Origin of the sequence: Solimonas fluminis (assembly GCF_002930645.1) — a bacterium.
Taxonomy (GTDB): domain Bacteria; phylum Pseudomonadota; class Gammaproteobacteria; order Nevskiales; family Nevskiaceae; genus Solimonas_A; species Solimonas_A fluminis.
The window spans coordinates 1-21,775 of the sequence record NZ_PSNW01000016.1 but is presented as its reverse complement, the minus strand read 5'-3'; the positions used below and the strand labels follow the sequence as shown (position 1 = coordinate 21,775).

At 69.1% G+C, this 21,775-nt stretch carries 21 protein-coding genes; 15 read left to right on the top strand and 6 right to left on the bottom strand.

The window, feature by feature from the left end:
• Nucleotides 1–41: 41 nt before the first annotated feature.
• The 7 genes from C3942_RS20250 (at nucleotide 42) to C3942_RS20220 (ending at nucleotide 7,024) form a co-directional block, all read left to right on the top strand.
• Entirely contained in the window at nucleotides 42–815 is a 774-nt protein-coding gene (locus C3942_RS20250; protein ID WP_104232189.1) for an SDR family NAD(P)-dependent oxidoreductase, read from the top strand.
• Nucleotide 816: 1 nt separating this feature from the next.
• Nucleotides 817–1,446, top strand: a complete 630-nt coding sequence (locus C3942_RS20245; protein ID WP_104232188.1) for a carboxymuconolactone decarboxylase family protein — start codon at nucleotides 817–819, stop codon at nucleotides 1,444–1,446.
• Entirely contained in the window at nucleotides 1,443–3,107 is a 1,665-nt protein-coding gene (locus C3942_RS20240) for a class I adenylate-forming enzyme family protein (RefSeq protein WP_104232187.1), read from the top strand. The genes C3942_RS20245 and C3942_RS20240 overlap by 4 nt, the downstream gene beginning before the upstream one ends.
• 13 nt (nucleotides 3,108–3,120) lie before the next feature.
• The gene (locus tag C3942_RS20235; RefSeq protein ID WP_104232186.1) at nucleotides 3,121–4,164 is read left to right on the top strand and encodes an NAD(P)H-dependent amine dehydrogenase family protein; all 1,044 of its coding nucleotides are present in this window, start codon (nucleotides 3,121–3,123) and stop codon (nucleotides 4,162–4,164) included.
• A 4-nt stretch (nucleotides 4,165–4,168) separates the two neighbouring features.
• Nucleotides 4,169–5,860 carry an FAD-dependent oxidoreductase gene (locus C3942_RS20230; protein WP_104232185.1) on the top strand — a complete coding sequence of 564 codons (1,692 nt, stop codon included), beginning with the start codon at nucleotides 4,169–4,171 and terminating at the stop codon, nucleotides 5,858–5,860.
• A 62-nt stretch (nucleotides 5,861–5,922) separates the two neighbouring features.
• Nucleotides 5,923–6,579: a ribonuclease T2 family protein gene (locus C3942_RS20225; protein ID WP_104232184.1), complete on the top strand. Its 657-nt coding sequence runs from the start codon at nucleotides 5,923–5,925 to the stop codon at nucleotides 6,577–6,579.
• A gap of 244 nt (nucleotides 6,580–6,823) precedes the next feature.
• Nucleotides 6,824–7,024, top strand: coding sequence for a hypothetical protein (locus C3942_RS20220; RefSeq protein ID WP_133164376.1), 201 nt, complete (start codon nucleotides 6,824–6,826; stop codon nucleotides 7,022–7,024).
• A gap of 48 nt (nucleotides 7,025–7,072) precedes the next feature.
• Here C3942_RS20220 and C3942_RS20215 read toward each other — a convergent pair whose 3' ends face one another.
• On the bottom strand, nucleotides 7,073–8,077 hold the full coding sequence (locus tag C3942_RS20215) for a LysR substrate-binding domain-containing protein (protein WP_104232182.1): 1,005 nt from the start codon (nucleotides 8,075–8,077) through the stop codon (nucleotides 7,073–7,075).
• Nucleotides 8,078–8,231: 154 nt separating this feature from the next.
• Between C3942_RS20215 and C3942_RS20210 the strand changes: the two genes are divergently transcribed.
• Entirely contained in the window at nucleotides 8,232–8,489 is a 258-nt protein-coding gene (locus C3942_RS20210) for a helix-turn-helix domain-containing protein (protein ID WP_165797557.1), read from the top strand.
• Between the two features lie 14 nt (nucleotides 8,490–8,503).
• Here the strand turns inward: C3942_RS20210 and C3942_RS20205 are convergent, their stop codons facing one another.
• Together C3942_RS20205 and C3942_RS20200 are read right to left on the bottom strand one after the other, a co-directional pair.
• Nucleotides 8,504–9,691, bottom strand: a complete 1,188-nt coding sequence (locus C3942_RS20205; protein WP_104232180.1) for an MFS transporter — start codon at nucleotides 9,689–9,691, stop codon at nucleotides 8,504–8,506.
• Nucleotides 9,692–9,704: 13 nt separating this feature from the next.
• Nucleotides 9,705–10,622 carry an SDR family NAD(P)-dependent oxidoreductase gene (locus C3942_RS20200; RefSeq protein WP_104232179.1) on the bottom strand — a complete coding sequence of 306 codons (918 nt, stop codon included), beginning with the start codon at nucleotides 10,620–10,622 and terminating at the stop codon, nucleotides 9,705–9,707.
• A 292-nt stretch (nucleotides 10,623–10,914) separates the two neighbouring features.
• On the opposite strand from C3942_RS20200, the gene ligD reads away from it, so the two are divergent.
• Together ligD and C3942_RS20190 are read left to right on the top strand one after the other, a co-directional pair.
• Nucleotides 10,915–13,416, top strand: coding sequence for a DNA ligase D (gene ligD, locus C3942_RS20195; RefSeq protein WP_104232178.1), 2,502 nt, complete (start codon nucleotides 10,915–10,917; stop codon nucleotides 13,414–13,416).
• Between the two features lie 189 nt (nucleotides 13,417–13,605).
• Nucleotides 13,606–14,118 carry a DUF4142 domain-containing protein gene (locus C3942_RS20190; protein WP_104232177.1) on the top strand — a complete coding sequence of 171 codons (513 nt, stop codon included), beginning with the start codon at nucleotides 13,606–13,608 and terminating at the stop codon, nucleotides 14,116–14,118.
• A 181-nt stretch (nucleotides 14,119–14,299) separates the two neighbouring features.
• Here C3942_RS20190 and C3942_RS22450 read toward each other — a convergent pair whose 3' ends face one another.
• The 3 genes from C3942_RS22450 to C3942_RS22565 are packed head-to-tail and all read right to left on the bottom strand — an operon-like array spanning nucleotide 14,300 to nucleotide 15,831.
• The gene (locus tag C3942_RS22450) at nucleotides 14,300–14,470 is read right to left on the bottom strand and encodes a hypothetical protein (RefSeq protein ID WP_165797556.1); all 171 of its coding nucleotides are present in this window, start codon (nucleotides 14,468–14,470) and stop codon (nucleotides 14,300–14,302) included.
• Between the two features lie 32 nt (nucleotides 14,471–14,502).
• The gene (locus C3942_RS20185; protein WP_104232176.1) at nucleotides 14,503–14,910 is read right to left on the bottom strand and encodes a PRC-barrel domain-containing protein; all 408 of its coding nucleotides are present in this window, start codon (nucleotides 14,908–14,910) and stop codon (nucleotides 14,503–14,505) included.
• Nucleotides 14,911–14,952: 42 nt separating this feature from the next.
• A complete protein-coding gene (locus tag C3942_RS22565; protein WP_207766172.1) occupies nucleotides 14,953–15,831 on the bottom strand; it encodes a BON domain-containing protein in 879 nt (292 codons plus the stop codon).
• A gap of 265 nt (nucleotides 15,832–16,096) precedes the next feature.
• Between C3942_RS22565 and rpoN the strand changes: the two genes are divergently transcribed.
• The 5 genes from rpoN to C3942_RS20150 form a co-directional block, all read left to right on the top strand.
• Entirely contained in the window at nucleotides 16,097–17,440 is a 1,344-nt protein-coding gene (gene rpoN, locus C3942_RS20170) for an RNA polymerase factor sigma-54 (protein WP_104232174.1), read from the top strand.
• Nucleotides 17,441–18,038: 598 nt separating this feature from the next.
• Entirely contained in the window at nucleotides 18,039–18,902 is an 864-nt protein-coding gene (gene ku / locus C3942_RS20160) for a non-homologous end joining protein Ku (protein WP_104232172.1), read from the top strand.
• A gap of 112 nt (nucleotides 18,903–19,014) precedes the next feature.
• Nucleotides 19,015–19,203, top strand: coding sequence for a hypothetical protein (locus tag C3942_RS22155; protein ID WP_133164375.1), 189 nt, complete (start codon nucleotides 19,015–19,017; stop codon nucleotides 19,201–19,203).
• Between the two features lie 477 nt (nucleotides 19,204–19,680).
• Nucleotides 19,681–21,228: a hypothetical protein gene (locus tag C3942_RS20155; protein ID WP_104232171.1), complete on the top strand. Its 1,548-nt coding sequence runs from the start codon at nucleotides 19,681–19,683 to the stop codon at nucleotides 21,226–21,228.
• A 97-nt stretch (nucleotides 21,229–21,325) separates the two neighbouring features.
• Nucleotides 21,326–21,775 (top strand): porin family protein (locus C3942_RS20150; RefSeq protein WP_243393692.1); only part of this gene is annotated, 450 nt, incomplete at its 3' end.

Genomic DNA, 21,775 nt, shown 5'->3' with positions numbered 1-21,775 from the left:
CTAGATTCGATTCCATTCCATCGTGGGTGAAGAGTGTTCCTATGCAGGTAGCCATCGTTACGGGTGCGAGCAGCGGCATCGGCTTCGGTACCGCGGTCAAGCTGGCGGGGATGGGCATGGCGGTGCTGGGAGTCGGCCGCGACGAGAAACGGCTCGGCGAGCTGGCCCAGGCCATCGGCGAGCCGGCGCGCGCCGCCACGCTGGCCGTGGACCTCACGCTCGACGCCGCGCCGAAGCAGGTGGTGGACCTGGCGCTGTCGCGCTGGGGCCGCATCGACTTCCTGATCAACAACGCCGGCGTCGGCAGCCCCAAGCCGCTGCACGAGACCGACGACCAGACCCTGGATCATTTCCTCGGGCTGATGCTGCGCTCGCCCTTCCGCATGGCGCGCGAGGCCATCGCGCACATGAAGCAGGATGCGGCGATCATCAACGTCACCTCCACCTTCGCCCATGTCGGCGGCCTGCGCGGCGGCGCCTATTCCGCGGCCAAGGCCGGCCTGACCGGCCTGACCCAGCACATCGCCTGCCAGTACGGCGCCTCCGGCATCCGCTGCAACGCGGTGGCCCCCGGCGTCACGGTCACGCCGATGACCGAGGGCCGCCTGCAGGACGAGCGCTTCCGCCGCATGAACGTGGAAATGACGCCGCATACCCGGCTGGGCCGTGTCGAGGACGTCGCCAGCACCATCGCCTTCCTCTGCTCGCCCGGCGGCAGTTTCATCAACGGCCAGACCATCGTCGTCGACGGCGGCTGGAGTTCGACGAAGTATCTTTCCGACTTCGCCCTGACCTCGGCCTGGACCGCCCGCTAGCATGAAACCGATTCCCGAGAGAGTTGCGCCGCTGCTGCCTCCCGACTGGGACGAGGCGGCGAAGCAGGCGGTCGATGCCTTCCCCGCGGTGCGCGATTTCCTGATCGCCGCCTGGAAGCGCGGCAGCGACCAGCGCGGCATGAACGGCGTCGGGGCGATGCTGCGCCACGCGGCGGCGACCCAGGCCTTCCTGGGCTTCAACAACTACGTCGCCACGGCCAGCACCCTGTCCAGGCGCATCCGCGAACTGCTGATCCTGCGCATCAGCTGGCTGCGCCGGGCCGAGTACGAGTTCACGCAGCACGTGATCCTGGGCCTGCGCGCGGGCCTGACCGAGGCGGAGGTGGAGCGCATCCCGTCCGGCCCGGAGGCCGCCGGCTGGGATCCGGTGGACGCCGACCTGGTGCGCGCGGTGGACGAGCTGCATGCCGACGCCTGCATCGGCGACGCCACCTGGGCGCGCCTGTCGCGGCACTTCAGCCAGGAGCAGATGATCGACATCGTCTACGCCGTCGGCTGCTACGAGATCAACGCCATGCTCTTCAAGAGCCTGGGTGTCCAGTACGAAGCGGGGACCGCACCGATGAATCCGGAGCTGCGCGCCAGGATGTTCGCGGAGAACAAAGCATGAGCAATGATTCCATCATCCGCGGCAAGCCGCTGGCCGAGGAAGCCCTCGGCGCCCTGACCCTGGGCGGCTTCCTGCGCGAGGTCTGCGCCGCCAACGGCCCGAAGGAGGCGCTGGTCTACCACCTGCCGGACGGCGGGGTGGTCCGCAAGACCTATGCCCAGGTCTGGGACGAGGCCTTCACGGTGGCGCGGGCGCTGGTGGCGCGCGGCGTGACCCGCGAGACGCGCGTCGGCTTGCTGGTCACCAACCGGCCGGAGTGGATCACGTCGATGTTCGGCATTGCCCTGTCCGGCGGCACCTGCGTGGCGCTGAGCACCTTCGCCAAGGGGCCGGAGCTGGACTACGCCCTGCGCGTGGCCGGCGTTTCCACGCTGATCTTCGAACGCTCGATCCTGAACCGCGACTTCGCCGCCGAACTGGTCGAGCTCTGCCCGGACCTGGCAACGGCCAGGGGCGAGATGCAGTCGCCGCGCCTGCCCTTGCTGCGGCGCGCGGTCTGCATCGGCGACACCCCGAAGGGAGCCTTCGAAGGCTGGAACGATTTCCTGAAGGGGCCGCAGGCCGCCCCGGAATTGGTCGAGGCCATCGGCGCCGAGATCATGCCGACCGACCGTGGGCTGATCTTCTTCTCCTCGGGCTCCACCGCCAAGCCCAAGGCGATCATGCACACGCACCGCGCCGCGGCGATCCAGTCCTGGCGCTGGAGCCGCATCTACAACGTCGATCCGGACGTGCGCAGCTGGGCCGCCAACGGCCTGTTCTGGTCCGGCAACTTCGCCATGGCGCTGGGCACCACCTTCTCGGCCGGCGGCTGCATGGTGCTGCAGAGCGCCTTCCATCCCGGCGAGGCGCTGCGCCTGATGCAGGCCGAGCGCGTGACCCTGCCGATCGCCTGGCCGCACCAGTGGGCCAAGCTGGTGGAGGACCCGGCCTACCAGGACGCGGACCTGGGCAGCCTGCGCTATGTCGGCGAGACCTCGCCGCTGCGCTCGCATCCGACGGTGAACTGCGACTGGCAGGAGCCGATGTCCTCCTACGGCAACACCGAGACCTTCACGCTGGTCACGGTGCATCCCAGCGGGACGCCGTCCCGGATCGCCGACGGCAACCACGGCTACGCGCTGCCCGGCAACACCGTGCGCATCGTCGATCCGCTGAGCGGCAAGGTGCTGCCGCAGGGGCAGGCCGGCGAGATCGCCGTGAAGGGGCCGACGCTGATGCTGGGCTACATCGGCGTGGCCTCCGAGGATACCTTCGACGAGGAAGGCTTCCTGCGCACCGGCGACGGCGGCTTCATCGACGAACAGGGACGCCTGCACTGGCAGGGCCGCATCAACGACATCATCAAGACCGGCGGCGCCAATGTCTCGCCGCTGGAGATCAATGCCGTGCTGCAGCAGTGCCCGGGCGTGAAGATCGCCGCGACCGTCGGCGTGCCGCACGACACCCTGGGGGAGATCGTGGTGGCCTGCGTGGTGCCGGAGGAGGGTGCGAAGCTCGACGAGGCTTCCGTGCGAGCCTTCGCCGCGCAGCAGCTGTCGAGCTACAAGCTGCCGCGGCGCGTGCTGCTGCTGCAGGAATCGGACCTGGCGTTGACCTCGTCCAACAAGATCAAGACCGCGGACCTGCGCGCGCTGGCGGCGCAGCGCCTGGCCGGCTGAGCGGAGTGCGGACATGAGGACGCGACCCTATCGCGTGGTGCAATGGGCCACCGGCAATGTCGGCACACGGTCCCTGCGCTGCGTCATCGAGCATCCGCGCCTGCAGCTGGTGGGCCTGCACGTCCACTCCGAGGCCAAGGCCGGCCGCGATGCCGGCGAGCTCTGCGGCCTGGCGCCGGTCGGGGTGCAGGCCACGCGCAGCATCGAGGACATCCTGGCGCTGAAGCCGGACTGCGTGCTGTACATGCAGCAGGGCGCGAACTTCGACGACATCTGCCGCCTGCTGTCGGCCGGCATCAACATCGTCACCACGCGTACCGAGTTCAACCATCCTGCGAGCCTGGACCCGGTGCTGAGGGCCCGGGTTGAGGATGCCTGCGTCAGGGGTGCCAGTTCGATCCACGCCACCGGCAGCAGCCCCGGCTTCATCACCGAGGCCCTGCCGCTGGTGCTGGGCTCGCTGCAGCGGCGGCTGGACATGCTGCGCATCAGCGAGTTCGCCAACCTCGCGCCGCGCAACTCCCCCGAACTGCTGTTCCAGGTCATGGGCTTCGGCCAGGCGCCGGACCCGCGCCGCGATGCCGGCCGCGCGCATCACCTGCGCCAGGCCTTCGCGCCCTCGCTGCAACTGGTGGCCGAGGCGCTGGGGCTGGGCTTCGACAGCGTGGAGGCCAGCGGCGACGTGGCGCTGGCCCGCCGCGACACCCGGATCGCGGCCGGCGAATTGAAGGCCGGCACCGTGGCGGCGCAGCGTGCGACGGTCACGGGGCTGTACCGCGGCAAGCCGCTGATGCGCTTCAAGGCGACCTGGTACTGCGGGACCGACATCGACGCGGACTGGGACCTGCGCGGCGACGGCTGGCATGTCGAGGTGGACGGCGACGTGCCGCTGGACCTCGCGATCCGCTTCCCGGTGACGCCCGAGCAATGGCCCCGGGTGTCGCCGGGCCTGACCGCACACCGCGCGGTCAACGCCGTGCCCTACATCTGCGCGGCCGCGCCCGGCATCCGCACCACCGTGGATCTGCCGCAGGTCGTCAGCGACCTTGGGCCCTGAGGCAATGGCCTCGGCCTTCGACGAGGTAACCGACTTCGTCGTCGTCGGCAGCGGCGGCGGCTCGATGTGCGCGGCCCTGGTCCTGCGCACCGCCGGCAAGAGCGTGCTGATCCTGGAGAAGACCGATCTGGTCGGCGGCACCACCGCGCGTTCCGGCGGCGTGATGTGGCTGCCCGACAATCCCTTCATGAAGCGCGACCGCGTCGAGGACAGCTTCGAGAAGGCGGCGCTATACCTCGAATCCCTGATGGGGGGCCAGCGCGACGCGCCCGGATCGACGCCGCAGCGGCGCGCCCGCTACCTGCGCGAGGCGCCGCGGATGATCGATTTCCTGCTGGGGCAGGGCGTGCGCCTGGATCGCGTCCGGGAGTGGCCGGACTACTACGACGAACTGCCGGGCGGCTCGGTGCCCGGGCGCACCGTGGTGGCGGAGCTCTTCAACCTCAATGAACTGGGACCCTGGGCGGCGAAGCTGCGGCCCAGCTTCGTGCAGATCCCGCTGCCGGCCTCGCTGGAGGAGATGCTGGAACTGCCGGCGATGAAGCGCTCCTGGCGCGTGAAGGGGCTGCTGCTGAAGCTGGTGTTCCGCGCGATCCTGGCGCGGCTCACCGGCAAGCGCTGGGTCGCGGGCGGTGCGGCGCTGCAGGGCCGCATGCTGCAGGCGGCCCTGCGGGCCGGTGCCGACATCCGCACGGAGTCGCCGGTGAGCGGGCTGATCGTGGAGCAGGGCGCCGTCACCGGCGTGCGCACGATCAAGGATGGAAAGCCCTGGCGCGTGGGCGCGCGCCTGGGCGTGCTGGTGAATGCCGGCGGCTTTGCCCGCAACCAGGCGATGCGCGACCGCTGGCTGCCCGGTACCTCGGCCAAGTGGAGCCTGGCCGCGCCCTGCGATACCGGCGAGATGATCGAGGAGATGATGCGCCACGGTGCCGCGGTGGCGCAGATGGACGAGCGGGTCGGCAACCAGGTCACGATCCCGCCCGGGGCCGAGGACAGCGAGATCAAGCCGACGGCGCAGTCGATGACCGCGGCGCCGCATTGCATCCTGGTGGACCAGGGCGGATCGCGCTACCTGAACGAGGGTGGGTCCTACATGGCCTATGCCAAGGCCATGCTGGAACGGAACCGGACCGTGCCGGCGGTGCCGAGCTGGGCGGTGTTCGACAGCCAGTACCTGGCCAAGTTCATGCTGGCCGGCACCATGCCGGGCAGCCGCAAGCCGGCGTCCTGGTACGAGCAGGGCTACCTGAAGAAGGCGGACACGGTCGAGGCGCTGGCCGGCCTGCTGCAGATGCCGCCGGCGTCGCTGCGGGCGACGGTGGACCGCTTCAACGGCTTCGTGGATCGCAACCGCGACGAGGATTTCCAGCGCGGCGAGCGTGCCTACGACCGCTGGCTGGGCGACGAACTGCAGCAGCCGTCGCCCGCTCTCGGCCGCATCGACCGCCCGCCGTACTACGCCGTGCCGGTGTACCCGGGCGACGTCGGCACCTACGGCGGTGTCGTCACCGACACGGACGCAAGGGTGCTGCGCGAGGACGGCTCGGTCATTCCGGGCCTCTACGCCACCGGCGTGTCGACGGCCTCGGTGATGGGGCGCTTCTATCCCGGCGCCGGCGGCAGTGTCGGGCCGTCCTTCGTCTGGGGCTATGTCGCGGCGCGGCATGCCGCCGAGCTGGCGGCATCCGGAAACTGAAGAGCGGAACGCGGGTCGGAAGCCGGTAGCGATATTCTTGGGCTTCCAGCAGGAGCGAGCGAGTGAAGATGCGGATCGGCTTGGCGGTGATGGCTTTGGTGACGGCGGGCCTGGCTCCAGCGCAGGAGCCGGCGCCTCCGTCGGCCGTGGCCGCCGGCTGGACGATCTCCTTCTCCTGGTCCCCCGAATTCTGCAAGCGCAACCTGGGCTCCAAGGAACTGCAGTGCCTGCAGGAGCACTACTTCGTGCTGTCCGGACTGGCGCCGCGCTTCGAGGGGTTGGCGCCGGCATGCCAGGACGACAGCCTGCCGCGGGAGCTGCTGCCGCGCGCGCTGGACGTGATGCACAACGAAGTTCGCCTCAAGAAAGCCTGGCGGACCCAGGGTGCCTGCTCCGGCCTCGGCGCGGCGGAATATGTGCTGCAGCTGGAGCGCGCCCAGCGCCGGGTGTCGATGCCGGACCTGTTCCGGCAGACGCCCCGCGAGGGCCTGCAGCTCCCGCAGGACGAGTTCCGCAAGGCCCTGCTCAGGGACAATCCGGGCCTGCGGGCCGACGCCGTGGCCCTGCAGTGCCGCGGAGACTGGCTGGAATCCATCGACGTCTGCGTGGACGGCGGTTTCGGCTTCCAGGCCTGCCCGGCCCCGCAGCGGAGCGACTGCCCGGACCGGCTGCGGCTGCGCCCGATCCGCCCGATCCTGCGTTCCGGCCAGGGCGATTGACGGGACCGACAGCGTGCCGGGAGTCCGGCCTCCCCGGGGCGGGAGGCGATTGGCCGGTCTCAAACTATTGTCAGAATTGGGTTTTTGCTGGGGCTCTCCGGAATTTCCAAATTAAACAATCGGTTGGGGGATGTCGTATTTTATGGTTTAGTTTTATTTGTTGTATCGCTAAGAATTCGTCAATTGTTGCGCTGCAGCATCTGCACTACCTTGTTCATACCCCCAAAGAACAAGTGGTGCAGCAATGTTCGGAACGATCGTAGCGATGACCGTGGTGCTGATCCTGGCGGCGATGGCCGTGCTGGAATTCGTGGATACCGCCGTTGACCAGCGTCGCCTGGCCCTGGGTCCCGCCCGCCGGGCCGCCAAGCCGGCCGCTCCCCGTGCGGCCACGCCGGAACCGGCCCATCCGGCCGAGCCGATGGTCCTGCCGAAGGCCGCCTGAGGCCGGAGAGGCCGAAAAAGGGGCGGTCTTCCGCCCCGTTGCCTGGCTTCAGACCGAGGGCCGCGATTTTCGCGGCCCTTTTGTTTTGCCCGCCGCCCGGGGACCCCGGATGTCCGCCGCGGCTTCCTGCAGCAGCCATTGGCGGAAGGCGATGACCTCCGGGCGCTCCGCCGAACTGGGATTGACGATGGCGTAGTAGGCGCGGTCCAGCGTGATGGAGAGGGGGAAGGCCACGGCGATCTCGCCCCGTGCCATCTTCTCCCGCGCGAAGGCCGGGGTTGCCAGCGTGACGCCCAGTCCGTCGGAGGCCGCGTCCAGGGCCAGCGTGGAGTGGTCGAACTGCAGGCCGCGGCGCGGGTCCACCTCGGTCACGCCGGCCTGCCGCAGCCAGCGCGCCCAGATCGAGCGCGAGCGATCCTCGATGCCGCTGTCGCCGTGCAGCAGGGGGTGGTAGCGCAGGTCCGCCGGGGCCTTCAGCGGGTGCGGCGGCTCCACCAGCAGGCGCGGATGGCACATCGGCACCACGTCCACGGGGAACAGCAGGTCGACGTGGTTGCCGGGCGGCGGTCCCTGCGTGAAGCGGATGTCGATATCGGGATCCTGCGGCGCCTTGCCGCCTTCGCTCGCGCCCGGGGGCGGGTCCTGCGGCGCGAACAGGTTGCCGCCCAGCACGCGCACGTCGATATCCTGGTACAGCGCCAGGAAATGGCGCAGCCGCGGCATCATCCAGCGCGAGGTGAAGGTGGGGCTGGCCCGCACGGTCAGCCGCGGCGTATGGCCGAACTGGCGCAGCTCGTTGACGCTGCGGGCCATCAGCTCGAAGGCCTTCTGCAGCACCGGCAGGGCGGATTGCGCGGCGGGCGTCAGTTCCACGCGCCGGGGCAGGCGGCGGAACAGCTCCACCCCCAGCTGCTCCTCCAGCAGGCGGACCTGGTGGGTCACCGCGGCCGGGGTCACGAACAGCTCGGCCGCCGCCTTGCGGAAGCTGCGGTGACGCGCCACCGCCTCGAAGGTGCGGAGGGCATTCAGCGGCGGCAGGCGGCTATACGACACGGCTTCGGGTCTGGCGGCGGAGGCGGAGGGGTCCAGGCGCCACTATCCCGCTTTTCCGCTCTTATATAAAGCAACAACGTTGTTGATTATAATGACGGGGAGGCCGTCCTCCCGGATGGCCTCCCAGGACAGGCAAACGGTCGGGGTGATTCCAATGAGAGGACATGAAGCGGCGGGAGCGCGGCCGGCCTGGCCGGCCTCGATGCCGGCGGAACGGCTGACTTCCCGAGAGAGGCAGGTGATGGATTGCGTGGCCAGCGGCCTGACCGACCGCGGCGTGGCGGCGCAGCTGGGCCTGTCGCACAACACGGTCAAGTTCCACCTGAAGAACGTCTACGCCAAGTTCGGTGTGGCGCAGCGGGCCAAGGCCATCGAGAAGCACGTGGGCGCGGGGCTGCGCGAGCAGCCCTGAAGCCGGCGGGCCGCTCAGCCCAGCGTGCGCAGCCGCAGGAAGTTGAGCGAGCCGACGGCGACGCCGGCGGCCGAGATCAGCATGAACAGGCGGTAGGTCTCGGTCTGCGCGAGCGTGATGCTGAGCAACGCAGCACCGAAGGCCATCGCCGCGCCGACGCTGCCCAGCAGCAGGCCCAGCACGGTGCTGTAGATCTCCAGCGGGAAGTAGCGCGCGGCGAGGTAGGTGAGGATGTCGCCCTCCACGCCGAAGGACATTCCCAGCAGCAGGACGGCGAAGCCGATCAGAACGAGGTCCGCCGTGCTGGAGGCCAGGATCAGCAGGCCGAACAGCGGCAGGCCCATGCCGACCGCCGCCACCAGCCAGGCCGGCCAGCGGTCCAGCGCCAGGCCCGAAACGATGCGCGCCACGATCACGCCGGCAGCGAACACCGACACCATGAAGCCGGCCTGGGTCGAGCTGAGCGCCCGGTCCGACAGCATCAGCTTGAGCTGCGAGGCGGACAATGCATGCGGCAGGCTGCAGAGCAGCGAGCTGGCCGCGATGATCCAGAAGGGCCGCGAGCGGACGATGGCGCCGTAGTCCTTGCCGGCGCGGCGCGTTTCGCGGCCCTGTGCGGCGACGGCCGGGCGGCGGGGCGGAATCAGCAGCAGCGCCGCCAGGCCCAGCAGGGCGCAGAACGCGGAGATCGCCAGGTAGCCGCTGCGCCATCCCAGGGCGTCGATCAGGGCCGTGAGCAGCGGGCTGCCGATGGCGCCGACCACCGCCGGTCCCGCGGCGATCAGCCCCAGGGCCAGCCCGCGGTGAACCTGGAAGTTCTCGGCGATGAGGCGGCTGTAGACCGTGGCCGAGGTGGTGGTGCAGAGCAGGGCCTGCACCGCGAGCATGGCGAAGTACAGGCGGATGTCGCCCTGCATGGCCGACAGCACCAGGAAACTGGCGGGGAAGACCACGATGCCCACGGCCGCGACGCGGCGCACGCCGAACAGGTCGGTGCAGCGGCCCGCCAGGGGAATGCAGAGGATCGTCAGCAGGGTCACGGTGCTGGCCAGGGCGAACTGGCTGCGCGACCAGCCGAAGTCCGCCAGCAGGTAGGGTGCCACCACGCTGTTGATGTAGCCGATCAGGCCGATGCCGGCGCTCATGCCCAGCGTGGCGGCGAGCAGCGCCCGCCCGTTCTTCCGCAGCTCGTGCCGATCCATGTCCGGGTTGCCCTCAGCCCAGTGCCGGCCAGGCCACGCCGGTCAGCGCCTGCGATTCCTGCCAGAGGCGGGCGGCCACGGCGGCATCCCGTGCTTTCCTCGCGGGCCTGACCAGCCCCGGCCTGCCGCGCGCCTGCATGAAGCCGGTAGGGCCGTAGTACCCGCCGGGGGCGATGTCCGCGCCGGCGGCGGCCAGCACCAGGGGGCGTGCCCCGTCCGCCGCGCCCTGCCCGACGAGGCGCATCAGCGTGTCGTAGCCGAAGACCTCGAAGCGGTCCATCAGCCGGCGCCGGTTCTCGCTCTTCCAGCCTGCCGCGATCGGCGTGCTGGAGATGCCCGGATGCGCGGCCACGCTGAGCAGCCCCAGTCCCGCGGCATCGGAGCGGCGCTGCAGTTCCATGGCGAACATCAGGCAGGCCAGCTTGGAATTGGTGTAGGCCTGCGAGGACTGGTAGTTCCGCTCGAGCTGCAGGTCGGCGAAATCGAGGCGGCCGCCGGGATGGGAGTTGCTGGACACGCTGACGACGCGCGGCGCGGAGCTGCGCAGCAGCGCCGGCATCAGCCGCGCGGTCAGCGCGTAGTGCCCCAGGTAGGCCACGCCGAAAGCCCGTTCGAAGCCGTCGGCCGTGGTTGCTCGGCGCATGGGCGGCAGCAGGCCGGCGTTGTTGATCAGCGCGTCCAGCGGCTGCTCGCGCGCCAGTTCCTCGTCGGCGAAGGCACGGATGTGAGAGAGATCGCCGAGATCCAGTGCGCGGAACTCGGCCTGGCCTCCCGACTGGCGGATCTGCGCCGCCGCGGCTTCGCCGGCGGCGACGTTGCGGTCGGCGAGGACCAGCCGGTGGCCGGATGCGGCGAGTTGCAGCGCGGCCTGCAGGCCGATGCCGCTGGCGCTGCCGGTGATCAGGATGCGGCGTGAATTCGAAGGAGTCATGGAAATGTCGGCGTACGGTCCGTGACGATGGTGCGGTGAATGCGGCCTCGACGCAGATGGCTTTCCGCGGAAATGCCTGCGGGGGCAAGAGCGGCTGCGGATGCAGCCTAGCCCGGCTTGAACGGCGCGGGGATCGGCCGGTGCATGCCCCGGCGGATTTCCCCGGGCCGGCGTCGCCGGCCGGTTCAGAGCCCGTTCAGCGGCCGGGGCGTTTGCTTCTTCTTCCACGCAAGGAGAGTGTCATGGACGACCACCCGACCCGGCGGTGCCTCTCGCCATCCGGCCTGCAGCCATGAGCCCTGCCGCCGGTCCCGCCGCGCGCGCGGGCGGCGCGCTGGGCCTCTACAACGCCAAGCGTGATTTCCGTGTCACCACGGAACCCCGCGGCGCCAAGGCCAGGAGCAAGGGGCGCAGCTTCGTCATCCAGCAGCACGATGCCACGCGCATGCACTACGATTTCCGCCTGGAGCTGGGCGGCGTATTGCTGAGCTGGGCCGTTCCCAAGGGGCCGAGCCTGGACCCGAAGGACAAGCGCCTGGCCGTGCAGACGGAGGACCATCCCGTCACCTACCGCAACTTCGAGGGCAACATCCCCGAAGGGGAGTACGGCGGCGGTCCCGTCATCGTCTGGGACCGGGGCAGCTGGGAGCCGGAGGGCGATCCGCGTGAGGGCCTGAGAAAGGGCCATCTCGGCTTTTCGCTCGCAGGGGAAAAGCTCCGCGGCCGCTATTCGCTCGTGCGCCTGCGCGGTGCCGTCGCCGAAGGGCCCCGGAGCCAGTGGCTGCTGATCAAGCATGCCGACGAGCATGCCCGCAAGGGCAAGGCTGCCGAGATCACCCGCTTGAGGCCCGAGAGCGTCATCACCGGGCGAACCGTCGGGCAGGTCGAGGCCGTCCAGCCGGTTGCGGCCAGGGCCAGGCCGGCGCGGAAGACGGCGAAGGCGGCGCCGATGCCCCCGCTCGATGGCCTCGAGCCGCAATTGGCCACGCTGGTCGATCGTCCGCCCGGCGATGACGGCTGGGTCTACGAGGTCAAGTTCGACGGTTACCGCCTGCTGGCTTCGGTGGAGAACGGCCGCGTGCAGCTGCGCTCGCGCAATGGCCTGGACTGGACCGCCACGCTCCCTCGCATTCGCGACGCCCTGGGCAAGCTCAAGCTGAAGCAGGCGATCCTCGATGGCGAACTCTGCTACATCGACGAGCGCGGCCTCTCCAGCTTCCAGAAGCTGCAGAATGCCTTGCCACGCGGCACGGGCGAGCCCCGGGATGCGGGGCGGCTGTTCCTGTATCTCTTCGACATCCTCTTTCACGATGGTGCCGACGTGCGCGGCGAGCCCCTGCTGGAACGCAAGCACCGCTTGCGCCTGGCCCTGGGCAAGCGTCCGCCCGCGGCGCTGCGCTACAGCGACCATCTTGAAAGCGACGGCCGCACGGCTTTGCTCCAGGCCTGTTCGTCGCAGCTCGAGGGCCTGATCGCCAAGCGCAGCGATGCGCCCTATCGCAGCGGCCGCAGCCGCGACTGGCTCAAGCTCAAATGCCAGAAGCGCCAGGAGTTCGTGATCGCCGGCATGATCAAGGCCAGCGGTAGCCGCGAGGGCTTCCGGTCCCTGGTGCTCGCCACCCGGACGGGCCGCGAGCTGCGCTACGCCGGCCGTGTCGGCACCGGCTTCACGCAGCAGTCGCTGCGCGATCTCGCCGCCCGCCTGGCCTCGCGCGTCACCGAAAAGCCCACGCTGGACGAACATCCGCGCCTTCCCGGCGTGGTCTGGGTCAGGCCCGATCTGGTCTGCGAGGTGGAGTACACCGAGATCACCGCCGAAGGCTCCCTGCGCCATCCCTCCTTCCAGGGGCTGCGCGAAGACAAGCCGGCCCGCCAGGTGAAGCTGGAGAAGCCCCTGCGGCTGGAGAAGGCCATGAGCCCGGAGAAGGCCCCGGATGATGGGGGCGACACCGTCGGAGGCGTGCGCATTTCCAGCCCCGGCCGCGTCATGGACGAGAAATCCGGCATCACCAAGCTGGAGCTGGCGCGCTATCACGATGCCGTCTCGGGCTGGTTCATGCCCTACGCCGCGAACCGACCGCTGGCGCTGGTGCGCTGCCCGCAGGGCAATGCCGAGCAGTGCTTCTTCCAGAAGCACCGGATGCAGGGTGTCGGCCCTCATGTCGGGCAGGCGCGTGCGGGTGACCAGCAGGTCCTGCACGTCGACGATGTCACCGGCGTCCTGGAACTGGTGCAGTTCAACGTGGTGGAATTCCATGCCTGGGGTGCATCCATGCGGGCACTGGAGCGCCCGGACTGGCTGGTGATCGATCTGGACCCGGACACTGCGCTCGGCTTCGCCCGGGTGGTGGAGGCGGCGCTCGAGGTGCGTGACGCGCTGGCGCGGCTCAAGCTGAAGTCCTGGGTCAAGACCACGGGGGGCAAGGGGCTGCATGTCTGCGTGCCCTTGAAGCCCCGCGCCGGCTGGGCCACGGTCAAGGCGTTCGCGCATGCCCTGGCGCAGTCGCTGGCGCAGCAGGATCCCGACCGCTACGTCGCCACCCTGTCCAAGGCCAAGCGTGCCGGAAAGATATTCATCGACTACCTGCGAAACGGCGAGGGCGCCACCGCCGTGCTGCCTTATTCGCCCCGCAGCCGGCCGGGAATGACCGTGGCCATGCCGGTCGCATGGAAGGACCTGAAGCACGTCCGTCCGCAGGAATTCACGCTGCAGACCGTGCCGGGAATCCTCGCGAAGCGCCGCAGCGATCCCTGGAAGGATTTCCTGGCTTCGCCCCAGTCATTGCCCGCATAGCAGGCTGCGGACCGTCCGTGGCCTGCAGAGCTGCGGCCGGCATCCTGCAAGGCGAGATGCCGTAGTCCATGCAGGCTGCGGCCCGTTGCGCGGGTCTCCGCCCTGCTTGCGGAGGGAGCCTGCGCTGGCACGATTCGCGCTCCCTGGTCATGTCCGCAGGCCGCGGACCATTCTCACGGAGAGGTGCATATGAAAAGGATATCCATGCTGCTGGCGGCAACGCTCTGCGCTTTCGGTGCATTTGCCGCCGATCCGCTGGCCCAGGCGCCCGATCAGGAGTTCTTCGACAAGGCGGCCGTCGCCGGCATGTTCGAGGTCCAGTCCAGCGAGATTGCCCTGCAGCTCGGCAGCGACCCTGCCATCAAGTCCTTTGCCCAGATGATGGTCACCGACCACAGTGCCGCCAACGCCAAGCTCAAGTCCCTGGCCCTGGCCAAGGGAGTGATGCTGCCCACCGGACTCGACAAGGACCACCAGGCAAAGCTGGAGAAGCTCAAGGCCGCCAAGCCCGGCAAGGAATTCGACGAGACCTATGCCGACCTGATGGAGGATGGGCACGACGACGCCGTGCAGCTTTTCGAGAAGGCCAGCAAGAAGGCCAAGGACAAGGATGTGCAGAAGCTGGCGGCCGAGACGCTGCCTACGCTCAAGCATCACAGCGAGAAGGCCGAGAAGCTCGACAAGAAAAGGGTGGCGCCCTGAACAGGCCGCTTCCCGGTGCCGCCTCATGAAAAAGCCCCGCCATCCGGCGGGGCTTTCGTTTCGATGACCGTTCGCGGGCGCGCTGGGCCTGTCGAGGACGCCGCGTCGGTTCGCCGCTTGGGAGCCGGCGATCGGCGCCGCTGCCCTCGACGGGCCCAGACAGCGGTCGCCGATGGACGTGTCAGTGCAGCGTATCGTGCCGCCGCCGGGCGGCCGCGGCTTTCGCCCCCTCCTTGCCCAGCGCACGCCGGGTCCTCGGGGGCAGGTCGGCGACCGTGCGGTCGCGCTTGGCGGCGCTGATCGCCTTGCGGATGTTGCGCCGGGCGGCATTGCGCTGGGCAATGGTGGTCATGGGTTGCTCCTGCAGATGGAAGGGTTCCGGCATCAATGCCAGTAGGGCGGGGTGTTGTAGAACTCGTAGATCGTCGTGGCCCACTGCGTGTCGGCCATGGACGGCCAGTGCTCCTTGTCGAACCCCGGGGCCTGCTTCAGGCGCTCCTTGTCGATGTCGAGCACGAAGCTGTGGTCGTCGGCGTCCATCACCAGGGCCGACCAGGGCACGGCGAACAGCTTGTCGCCGATGCCGGCAAGGCCGCCGACGGAGAGCACCGCGTAGGCCACGCGGCCGCTGGGCACGTCGATCATGATGTCGCGGATCTTGCCCAGGGTTTCGCCGGCCGTGTTGACCACGCGATCGCCTTCCAGCGTATCGGCAGCCATGACCGTCGGGCCCGGGCCCTTGCCCGGGTGGCCGCCGATGATGGGGGTTTTCGGTGTGCTGAGGTTTTCCATGTGTGAAGCTCCTTCTTGCTGATGGATTGACAGGCTCCGCGTTCAGTGGCGTGCGCTGCTGGCGGCGTCCTTGCCGCGGCTGCGCTCGGCATCGTCGGCGGGCGTGCTGCCAGAGCCCTGCGCCGCCTCGCTGCGCTCCACGCGGATGCGGTTCTCCACGTCGTTCACGCCGATGCAACGATCGCAGATGTCCTCGATGCGATGCTTCATGCCGCGCTCGGGCACGCTGCCTTCCAGCGTGATCGTGCCGCCTTTCACTTCGACGCTGACGTTGCCCACGTCCACGTCACGCGAGTGGTACAGCTGCTCGCAGACGTCGTCGCGGATGCGCTCGTCGGATCGGGTATAGCCCTTGGGCGTGCGGCGCTGCGCCTGCCGGGATTCCTGGCGCCAGTCGTCCGGCTGGTAGCCGCCGGAGAACTGCCCGTAGCCTGCATCGCGTCCGCCCTGGCTGGCCTGGCCGGCCCAGTGGCCGGACTGCGGGTAATGCCCTTCGGGGCGCGTGCCCCAATGATCCGGATTCTGCAGGTGCCGGCCTTCCTGGCGGGCAAAATCCTGGGGCCAGCGGTGGGGCTCCGGCATCCAGCTGCCCGCCTGGCCCTCGCCGAAGCGGAAGCTCCGCTGCTCCCAGGGATCCTGGGCGAAACGGCCCTCCGGCCGGTAACCGCTACGGGCACGGTTCATCTCGCGGCCGTAGCTGGTGGCCTCGGGATAGCCGTAGCGGTCTTCTTCCCACTGAGCCGGCTCGTTGCGATAGGGGGAAGGACTGCCCTGCTGGCGATCGTCGTCCATCGCGCTGAAATAGTCGTCGCGCGCTCCCCAGTTGCCCTCGCTGCCGGATTGGCGGCCCTGCTGCGCGCGTTCTGTGGGATTGCGATATCCCGGAGGGCGCTGCCCCTGGAATGTCTGGTTTCTGGCCATCGTGGTCCTCGCGGATGAGTTCGGGAATGAAGCGACCGGCGATGATCCTCTGGCCGGTCGCCTGCGAGGGGGCAAGCCCCATGCCCGCGGCTACCACGGGGCGAATGGAGGAAAGGTCGTGCAAAAGCGCCGCTTCCGCGGCGCGCAGCTTGCAGCCTGCCTGCCGCGTGGCGGCCTTCGATGATGATCCAACGGGCTGTTCCGCCGGTGACGCACGCGGCATGCCTATTGCGTTCCATCAGGCTCCCAGGCAGGAGGACCTCCGATGACGGCCATGATAAGCATGGGCCTGCGGCAGAATCTGTCGCTTTCGCCGCAACTGCAGCAGGCGATGCAGATGCTCCAGATGTCCACTCTCGACTTCGAGCAGCTGCTGCGGGAGTCGGCGTCGAGCAACCCTTTCCTCGAGATCGACGAGGCAGAGGCCGATACGCCGGAGGCCGCCGACCAGGGCTTCGCCTTCGAGAGGGTGCCGGCGACGGCCGCGGCTTTCGACGGCGATCCGATGGAGCGCCTGCCGGAGCCCGGCGGCCTCGGCGCCGTTCTGCGCCGCCAGCTCTATGGAAGCCGGTGCACGGCGCGCGAGCTGGCTGCCGCGGAAGCAGTGATCGATTCGCTGGACGAAGATGGCTACCTGCGAGACGACGTACCCGCCGGCGTCGCCGAGCCGCCGCTGCGGGACGAGGAAATCGCGGCGGCGATCGACCTCGTGCGCAGCTTCGAACCCGCCGGCGTCGGTGCCCGCAACCTGGTCGATTGCCTTCTGCTGCAACTCGACGCGGAGCCGCGGCCCGCTACCGCCCATGTCCTGGCCCGAGCGATCCTGCGCGAGCACCTGCCGCTGCTGGAGAAGCGCGAATTCCACCTGATCGAGCGTCGGCTGCAATGCGCGGAGGGCGACCTGCGCCGTGCCCTGCAGCTCATCCGCCACCTCGATCCCGCGCCTGCGCACCGTTACGCCGCTCCGGCCTCCCAGTACATCGTCCCGGACGTGATGGCGGTGCGGCGGGGCAGACACTTTGTCGCCCGCCTCAATCCCACCCTGCATTCCGGTGTCCGCCTGAACCAGGGCTGCATTGATCTGTTCCGCCGCAACTGCCGCCGCGGCGAGCATCCACAACTGTCCGGGCAATTGCGCGATGCGCGCTGGCTCCTGCGCAACGCCTGCCGCCGCGGCGAAACCATCCTGCGCCTGGCCAGCCACATCGTCGACCACCAGCAGGCCTTCTTCCTGGCGGGCGACGTCGGGCTGCAGCCCATGACGGCGCGGGATATCGCCGCGAAGCTGGGCCTGCACGAGTCCACCGTGTCCCGTGCCGCGGCGCACAAGTTCATCGCCACTCCGCGCGGCTGCTTCGAGCTGCGCCATTTCCTCACGCGCGAGTTGGCGGGAGAGCAGGGGTCCTGCAGTGCCGGTGCCGCGCGTAGCCTGATCCGCACGATGATCGAATCCGAATCCCCCGGCTCGCCGCTGTCCGACATCAGCATCGCGCGGGCACTGCAGTCCGGCGGCATGAACATCGCGCGCCGCACCGTCACCAAGTACCGCAACATGCTCAAGCTTCCCGCGGTCGAGTTCCGCCGCAGCAGCGCCCGGCCGGGCGAATGATCATGCCTTGCGCCGGGACTCCGGTCCGGCCTGCGGGGGTGGCTGACCGATGCGCCGTCCGAGGCGGTACAGCCCCGCTCCCAGCCTTGCCAGTCCATGAAGGCCTCCAATGGCGATGAACAGCAAGCAGGTCGCGATGAAGGGCAGGCTGTCCGGCGTCTCGGAGGGCCGGGGTTCACTCGCTGGGGCGGTCGTGTCGTTCATGGCGGGCGCAGGTGATGGAGGGTGGCCGGATGAGCGCAAGCCCCATGCCCGGGCACGGGATTTGCTCCCTGTGCTTGTCATCCCGATGGAGAGGACGCTGGCCATGGAACACTCCGCTCGAGCAATCATTCCCTGGAGGGGAGCCGCCCTGGGGCATCGCATGGTGCAGGCGCTGGCCACGGTGGCGAAGGGACGCCCCTCGAGATCCGCGGCCGGGGTGGAGGCTCTCCGCCCGCTGCGGCGCTGCCCGCTTTGCCATCGGCCCATGCGGCCTGTCGTGATGGGGGCGGAAGAGGATCGCTTCACCGGCGAACCGGTCACCCGGCATGCCTGGCAATGCGCTCATTGCGAGAGCGGCAGCCACGCGGCGCCGCCCGCGGGCTGAGGCCTTTCCATGGCAAGACCGATCTGGACAGGCGCCATCTCCTTCGGGCTGCTCAACATCCCGGTGCAGCTGATGCCAGCCGAAAGGCGGGTGGATCTGCAGCTGCACCTGCTCGACAGCCGCGATCACCATCGCATCCGCTACGAGCGCGTCAACGCCGACACCGGCGAAGAAGTGCCCTGGAAGGACGTGGTCAAGGCCTACGAGTACCAGAAGGGCAGCTTCGTGGTCCTGGAGGAGGAAGACATCGCCAAGGCCGCGCCCGAGAGCAAGGAATCGGTCGATATCGAATCCTTCGTCGAGCTGGGCCGGATCGCCCCCCGGTATTTCGAGAAGCCCTACTACCTGGTGCCCGCGAAGAAGGCCGAGAAGGGCTACGTGCTGCTGCGCGACACGCTGGCCCGGTCAGGGAAAGCCGGGCTGGCGCGCGTGGTCATCCGCACGCGTGAGTACCTGGCCCTGGTGCTGCCCGAGGGCGAGGCCCTGATGCTGCTCCTGCTGCGGTTCCACCAGGAACTGATTGCTGCCGACGAGTACCGCTTTCCCGCCCAGGGCGGCCGGGGTTTCAGGATTGCCCCGCGCGAGCGCGAGATGGCCGAGCAACTGGTCGAATCCATGACCGTGGAATGGCAGCCCGAAAAGCATCGCGACGAATTCCGCGAGCGCCTGCACAAGGTGGTGCAGGCCCGCGTCAGGCAGAAGGGCAGCCGCAGGAAAGTCACGGCCGAGGCGCCCGGCGAGCGCCTGCCCGACGATACCTCCACCAACGTGGTCGATTTCATGGCCCTGCTCAAGAAGAGCCTCGCCGAGAACAAGCGCACGCCGGCCAGGAGCCGCCGCGCCGCTCCTCCCCGCCGCCGTCGCCGGGGCTGAGCCCGTCGCGGAGGGTGCGACGTTTCATTGAGCCGTAGAGTGCCGGCGAAGCATTCCCGCGCGTTATCCATGCTTGATGCCCTGACCCGTTCTCCTCATTGGGTTCTCCGTCATGAGACTGGGCATCCTGCTGGCGGCGCATCTGTTCTTCCTGGATGCGGTGGGCATGGCGATGTGCATCGTGCTGACGCAACAACCCCGGCAAACGACTGATGTCAGAAATGGCCGCCGATCCGTCGGGGGAATTCACCCGGAAAACTGCCGACGATCACCAGCTTTAGTCCGCTTGTCGTTCAGCTGACGCCGGTAGTCATTTGACAGTCGATACAACCTACCGTGTTTGCGACCATTTTCCGTGCTTCTTCAAGCGCGGGCCCAGGGGTGCGTCCGCGTTCATCAGGCGGGATCACGGGTGCCGGTAGCGGACCTTTCCTGCGTGCCGCTGAATCCGGACCGACGCTGGGCTGGGGGTTCTGCCGGCTTGGCCGATCAACGCAACGAGGGGCGGAAACGGATGCGGCAGCAACAGGACTGAATCAGGCATGCCCGACAGGGTGGACGCCAGCCGCGTCCGGCCCGGGCATCTGCTCCATGTAATCCATAACGAGGGCGCCAAGAGCTGCCCCGCGGGGGATGTCGTTGCTGGTGGGCCAGGGTTGGCAGGCGGTGGCCCGACCAGGATCGCTTCTTCAATTGATGCACTTCACGGAAAAAGGATAATCAGATGAACGCTCTTGGAAGGGTAGCTTTGGGCAGGGCCGGCAGGCTCCTCGCCGTATTGGGAGTCCTGGCGACGGCGGCCTGCGGTGGCGGCGGCGCCAGCAGCCCCGATTTCTCGGCCGGTCTGGAGTCGATCAGCGTCAGCCCCGCGAGCAGCTCGGCGGCGCTGGGCGAGTCGCGGCAGTTCCGCGCCTACGGGCACTACACGGCACCGCCGGGCGCGACCGGCGAAACCAGGGAACTCACCTCGGTGGTGTCCTGGGAAGCCGCCGATCCGGCCATTGCCTCGGTCAGTGCCGCGGGCGTGGCGCTGAGCAAGGGCGTCGGCAATACCAACATCACGGCCCGCCTCTCGGGCTTCTCCGGCTCCTCGGCCCTGACGGTGGGTGCGCCGGCGGTGCGCCAGCTCATCGTGCGCGGACCGGGAGGCACTTCGCAGGAGTCGCTGTCGCTGGGGCAGAGCGCGCTGTTCACCGCCTATGGCTTGTACACGGACGGCCAGGAGCGCCTGATCGAGAGCTCCCTGAACCAGGTGAAGTGGACCACGGGGCCGGCGCTGGAGATCGACCCCGCGGTGGGCCCGACCACGACGGCGACGGCGACGGCGCTGTCCAGCGGCACGCCGCTCAAGGCCGACCTGTTCAGCGCCGACGGCGCCACGGCAGTCACCTACAACGGCCTGCCGGTCAGCGGCGTGGCCACGGTGGTGGTCTCGGCGGCATCCGTGACGAGCCTGAAGCAGCTGCAGTGGTCCGACGATCCGGTCCCGGGCGCTTCCGACACGCCGCCCGCGACGCCGCTCGACGTGGTGGAGAACGCCAGCCGCAAGGCGGTGGCGATCGGTATCTTCACGGACGGCTCGGTCGGCGTGGTGGCGGACAGCCTGCTGAACTGGACCCTCACCCCGGCGGGCAGCCCGCTGGCGACGGTGGATGCGGCCGGCAACGTGGCCGGCAAGCAGGAAGGCAGCCTGACGCTGAACGCGGCGCTGAAGAGCAACGCCGCGGTCACCGCTTCCCGCGCGCTGCGCGTGAACGACGAGGCCTGCCCGGTTCCGGCCCGCGAGGATCGCTTCGTCTCGACCGGCTGGTTCGTGCCGGTGCTGTGCCTGATCTGCTCGGCGAACGAGGCGGCGAACGTGGTCGATGCGGACAGCAGCAACTACGCGACGCTGACCAACAACGTCGCGCTGCTGGGCGGCGAGACCGCGATCAACGTGTCGCTGAAGCCGGAACAGGCCGCGATCAACACCGGCGCGGCACCGCAGCCGGTCAGCTTCCTGATCGCGATCGACCCGGGCACCTTCCCGGTGCTGAACCTGGGCCTGTTCAACCAGCTCTACGTGTCGCTGCATTCCGATGCCGACGGCGTGTCGTCGGTGACAGGCCGGGTGGCGGCTTCCGGCCTGGGCGACGGCGGCAGCAACGCGCTGGAGCTGACGCTGCTCGGCCTGCACCTGGTGCCGGGCCTGGATACGGTGAAGGTGTCCTTCACCCCGCCGGCCGGCGTGGAGTATCGCCGCCTGCGTCTGGGCAACAACGCCGGCGTGCTGCAGGCGAACCTCTCCAAGTCGGTGCGCGTGAGCGCGGCCTGCCTGGGCGAGTAAGGGTTTCGGGGGACATGGGGCGCTACGGCGCCCCATGTCCTTTCATCACGATTCGCAGCGAAGCGCCCTCCGCGGGTGGCTTCGACGGAGACAAGACATGAAGACAACGAGATGGATCGCCCTGGCGGCGCTGCTGGGTGCCGGCGTGGCATCCGCGCAGGACGCGGGCAAATACGACCAGCGGTGGTACGTATCGCCGTCGATCGGCGGCGTGTTCGCGGACAAGGAGAACCTGGACAACGGCGTTGCCGGGTCGGTGAGCGTGGGCCGCGCGCTGGGCCGGTACACGGGTTTCGAGCTGGAAGGCGGCTACAGCAGCCTGACGGTGTCGGACCTGCCGGCGGAGAACGACTACGAGCGGCTGACGCTGGGCGCCAACCTGCTGCAGTATTTCGCCAACGACAAGGCCGGGATCCGGCCGTTTGTGATCGGCAGCATCAACGCGCACCAGATCGACTTCCTGGGCGAGGAACTCAGCGGCGCCGGCGTCGGCCTGGGCCTGGGCTCGATGTTCCAGATGTCGCCGTGGTGGGACCTGCGCCTGCAG

Bases quoted from the DNA above. Each gene is read 5' to 3' on its own strand.
- C3942_RS20250 (WP_104232189.1), top strand. From the start codon at position 42: ATGCAGGTAGCCATCGTTACGGGTGCGAGCAGCGGCATCGGCTTCGGT.
- C3942_RS20245 (WP_104232188.1), top strand. From the start codon at position 817: ATGAAACCGATTCCCGAGAGAGTTGCGCCGCTGCTGCCTCCCGACTGG.
- C3942_RS20240 (WP_104232187.1), top strand. From the start codon at position 1,443: ATGAGCAATGATTCCATCATCCGCGGCAAGCCGCTGGCCGAGGAAGCC.
- C3942_RS20235 (WP_104232186.1), top strand. From the start codon at position 3,121: ATGAGGACGCGACCCTATCGCGTGGTGCAATGGGCCACCGGCAATGTC.
- C3942_RS20230 (WP_104232185.1), top strand. From the start codon at position 4,169: ATGGCCTCGGCCTTCGACGAGGTAACCGACTTCGTCGTCGTCGGCAGC.
- C3942_RS20220 (WP_133164376.1), top strand. From the start codon at position 6,824: ATGTTCGGAACGATCGTAGCGATGACCGTGGTGCTGATCCTGGCGGCG.
- C3942_RS20210 (WP_165797557.1), top strand. From the start codon at position 8,232: ATGAGAGGACATGAAGCGGCGGGAGCGCGGCCGGCCTGGCCGGCCTCG.
- C3942_RS20205 (WP_104232180.1), bottom strand. From the start codon at position 9,691: ATGGATCGGCACGAGCTGCGGAAGAACGGGCGGGCGCTGCTCGCCGCC.
- C3942_RS20200 (WP_104232179.1), bottom strand. From the start codon at position 10,622: ATGACTCCTTCGAATTCACGCCGCATCCTGATCACCGGCAGCGCCAGC.
- ligD (WP_104232178.1), top strand. From the start codon at position 10,915: ATGAGCCCTGCCGCCGGTCCCGCCGCGCGCGCGGGCGGCGCGCTGGGC.
- C3942_RS20190 (WP_104232177.1), top strand. From the start codon at position 13,606: ATGAAAAGGATATCCATGCTGCTGGCGGCAACGCTCTGCGCTTTCGGT.
- C3942_RS22450 (WP_165797556.1), bottom strand. From the start codon at position 14,470: ATGACCACCATTGCCCAGCGCAATGCCGCCCGGCGCAACATCCGCAAG.
- C3942_RS20185 (WP_104232176.1), bottom strand. From the start codon at position 14,910: ATGGAAAACCTCAGCACACCGAAAACCCCCATCATCGGCGGCCACCCG.
- C3942_RS22565 (WP_207766172.1), bottom strand. From the start codon at position 15,831: ATGGCCAGAAACCAGACATTCCAGGGGCAGCGCCCTCCGGGATATCGC.
- rpoN (WP_104232174.1), top strand. From the start codon at position 16,097: ATGACGGCCATGATAAGCATGGGCCTGCGGCAGAATCTGTCGCTTTCG.
- ku (WP_104232172.1), top strand. From the start codon at position 18,039: ATGGCAAGACCGATCTGGACAGGCGCCATCTCCTTCGGGCTGCTCAAC.
- C3942_RS22155 (WP_133164375.1), top strand. From the start codon at position 19,015: ATGAGACTGGGCATCCTGCTGGCGGCGCATCTGTTCTTCCTGGATGCG.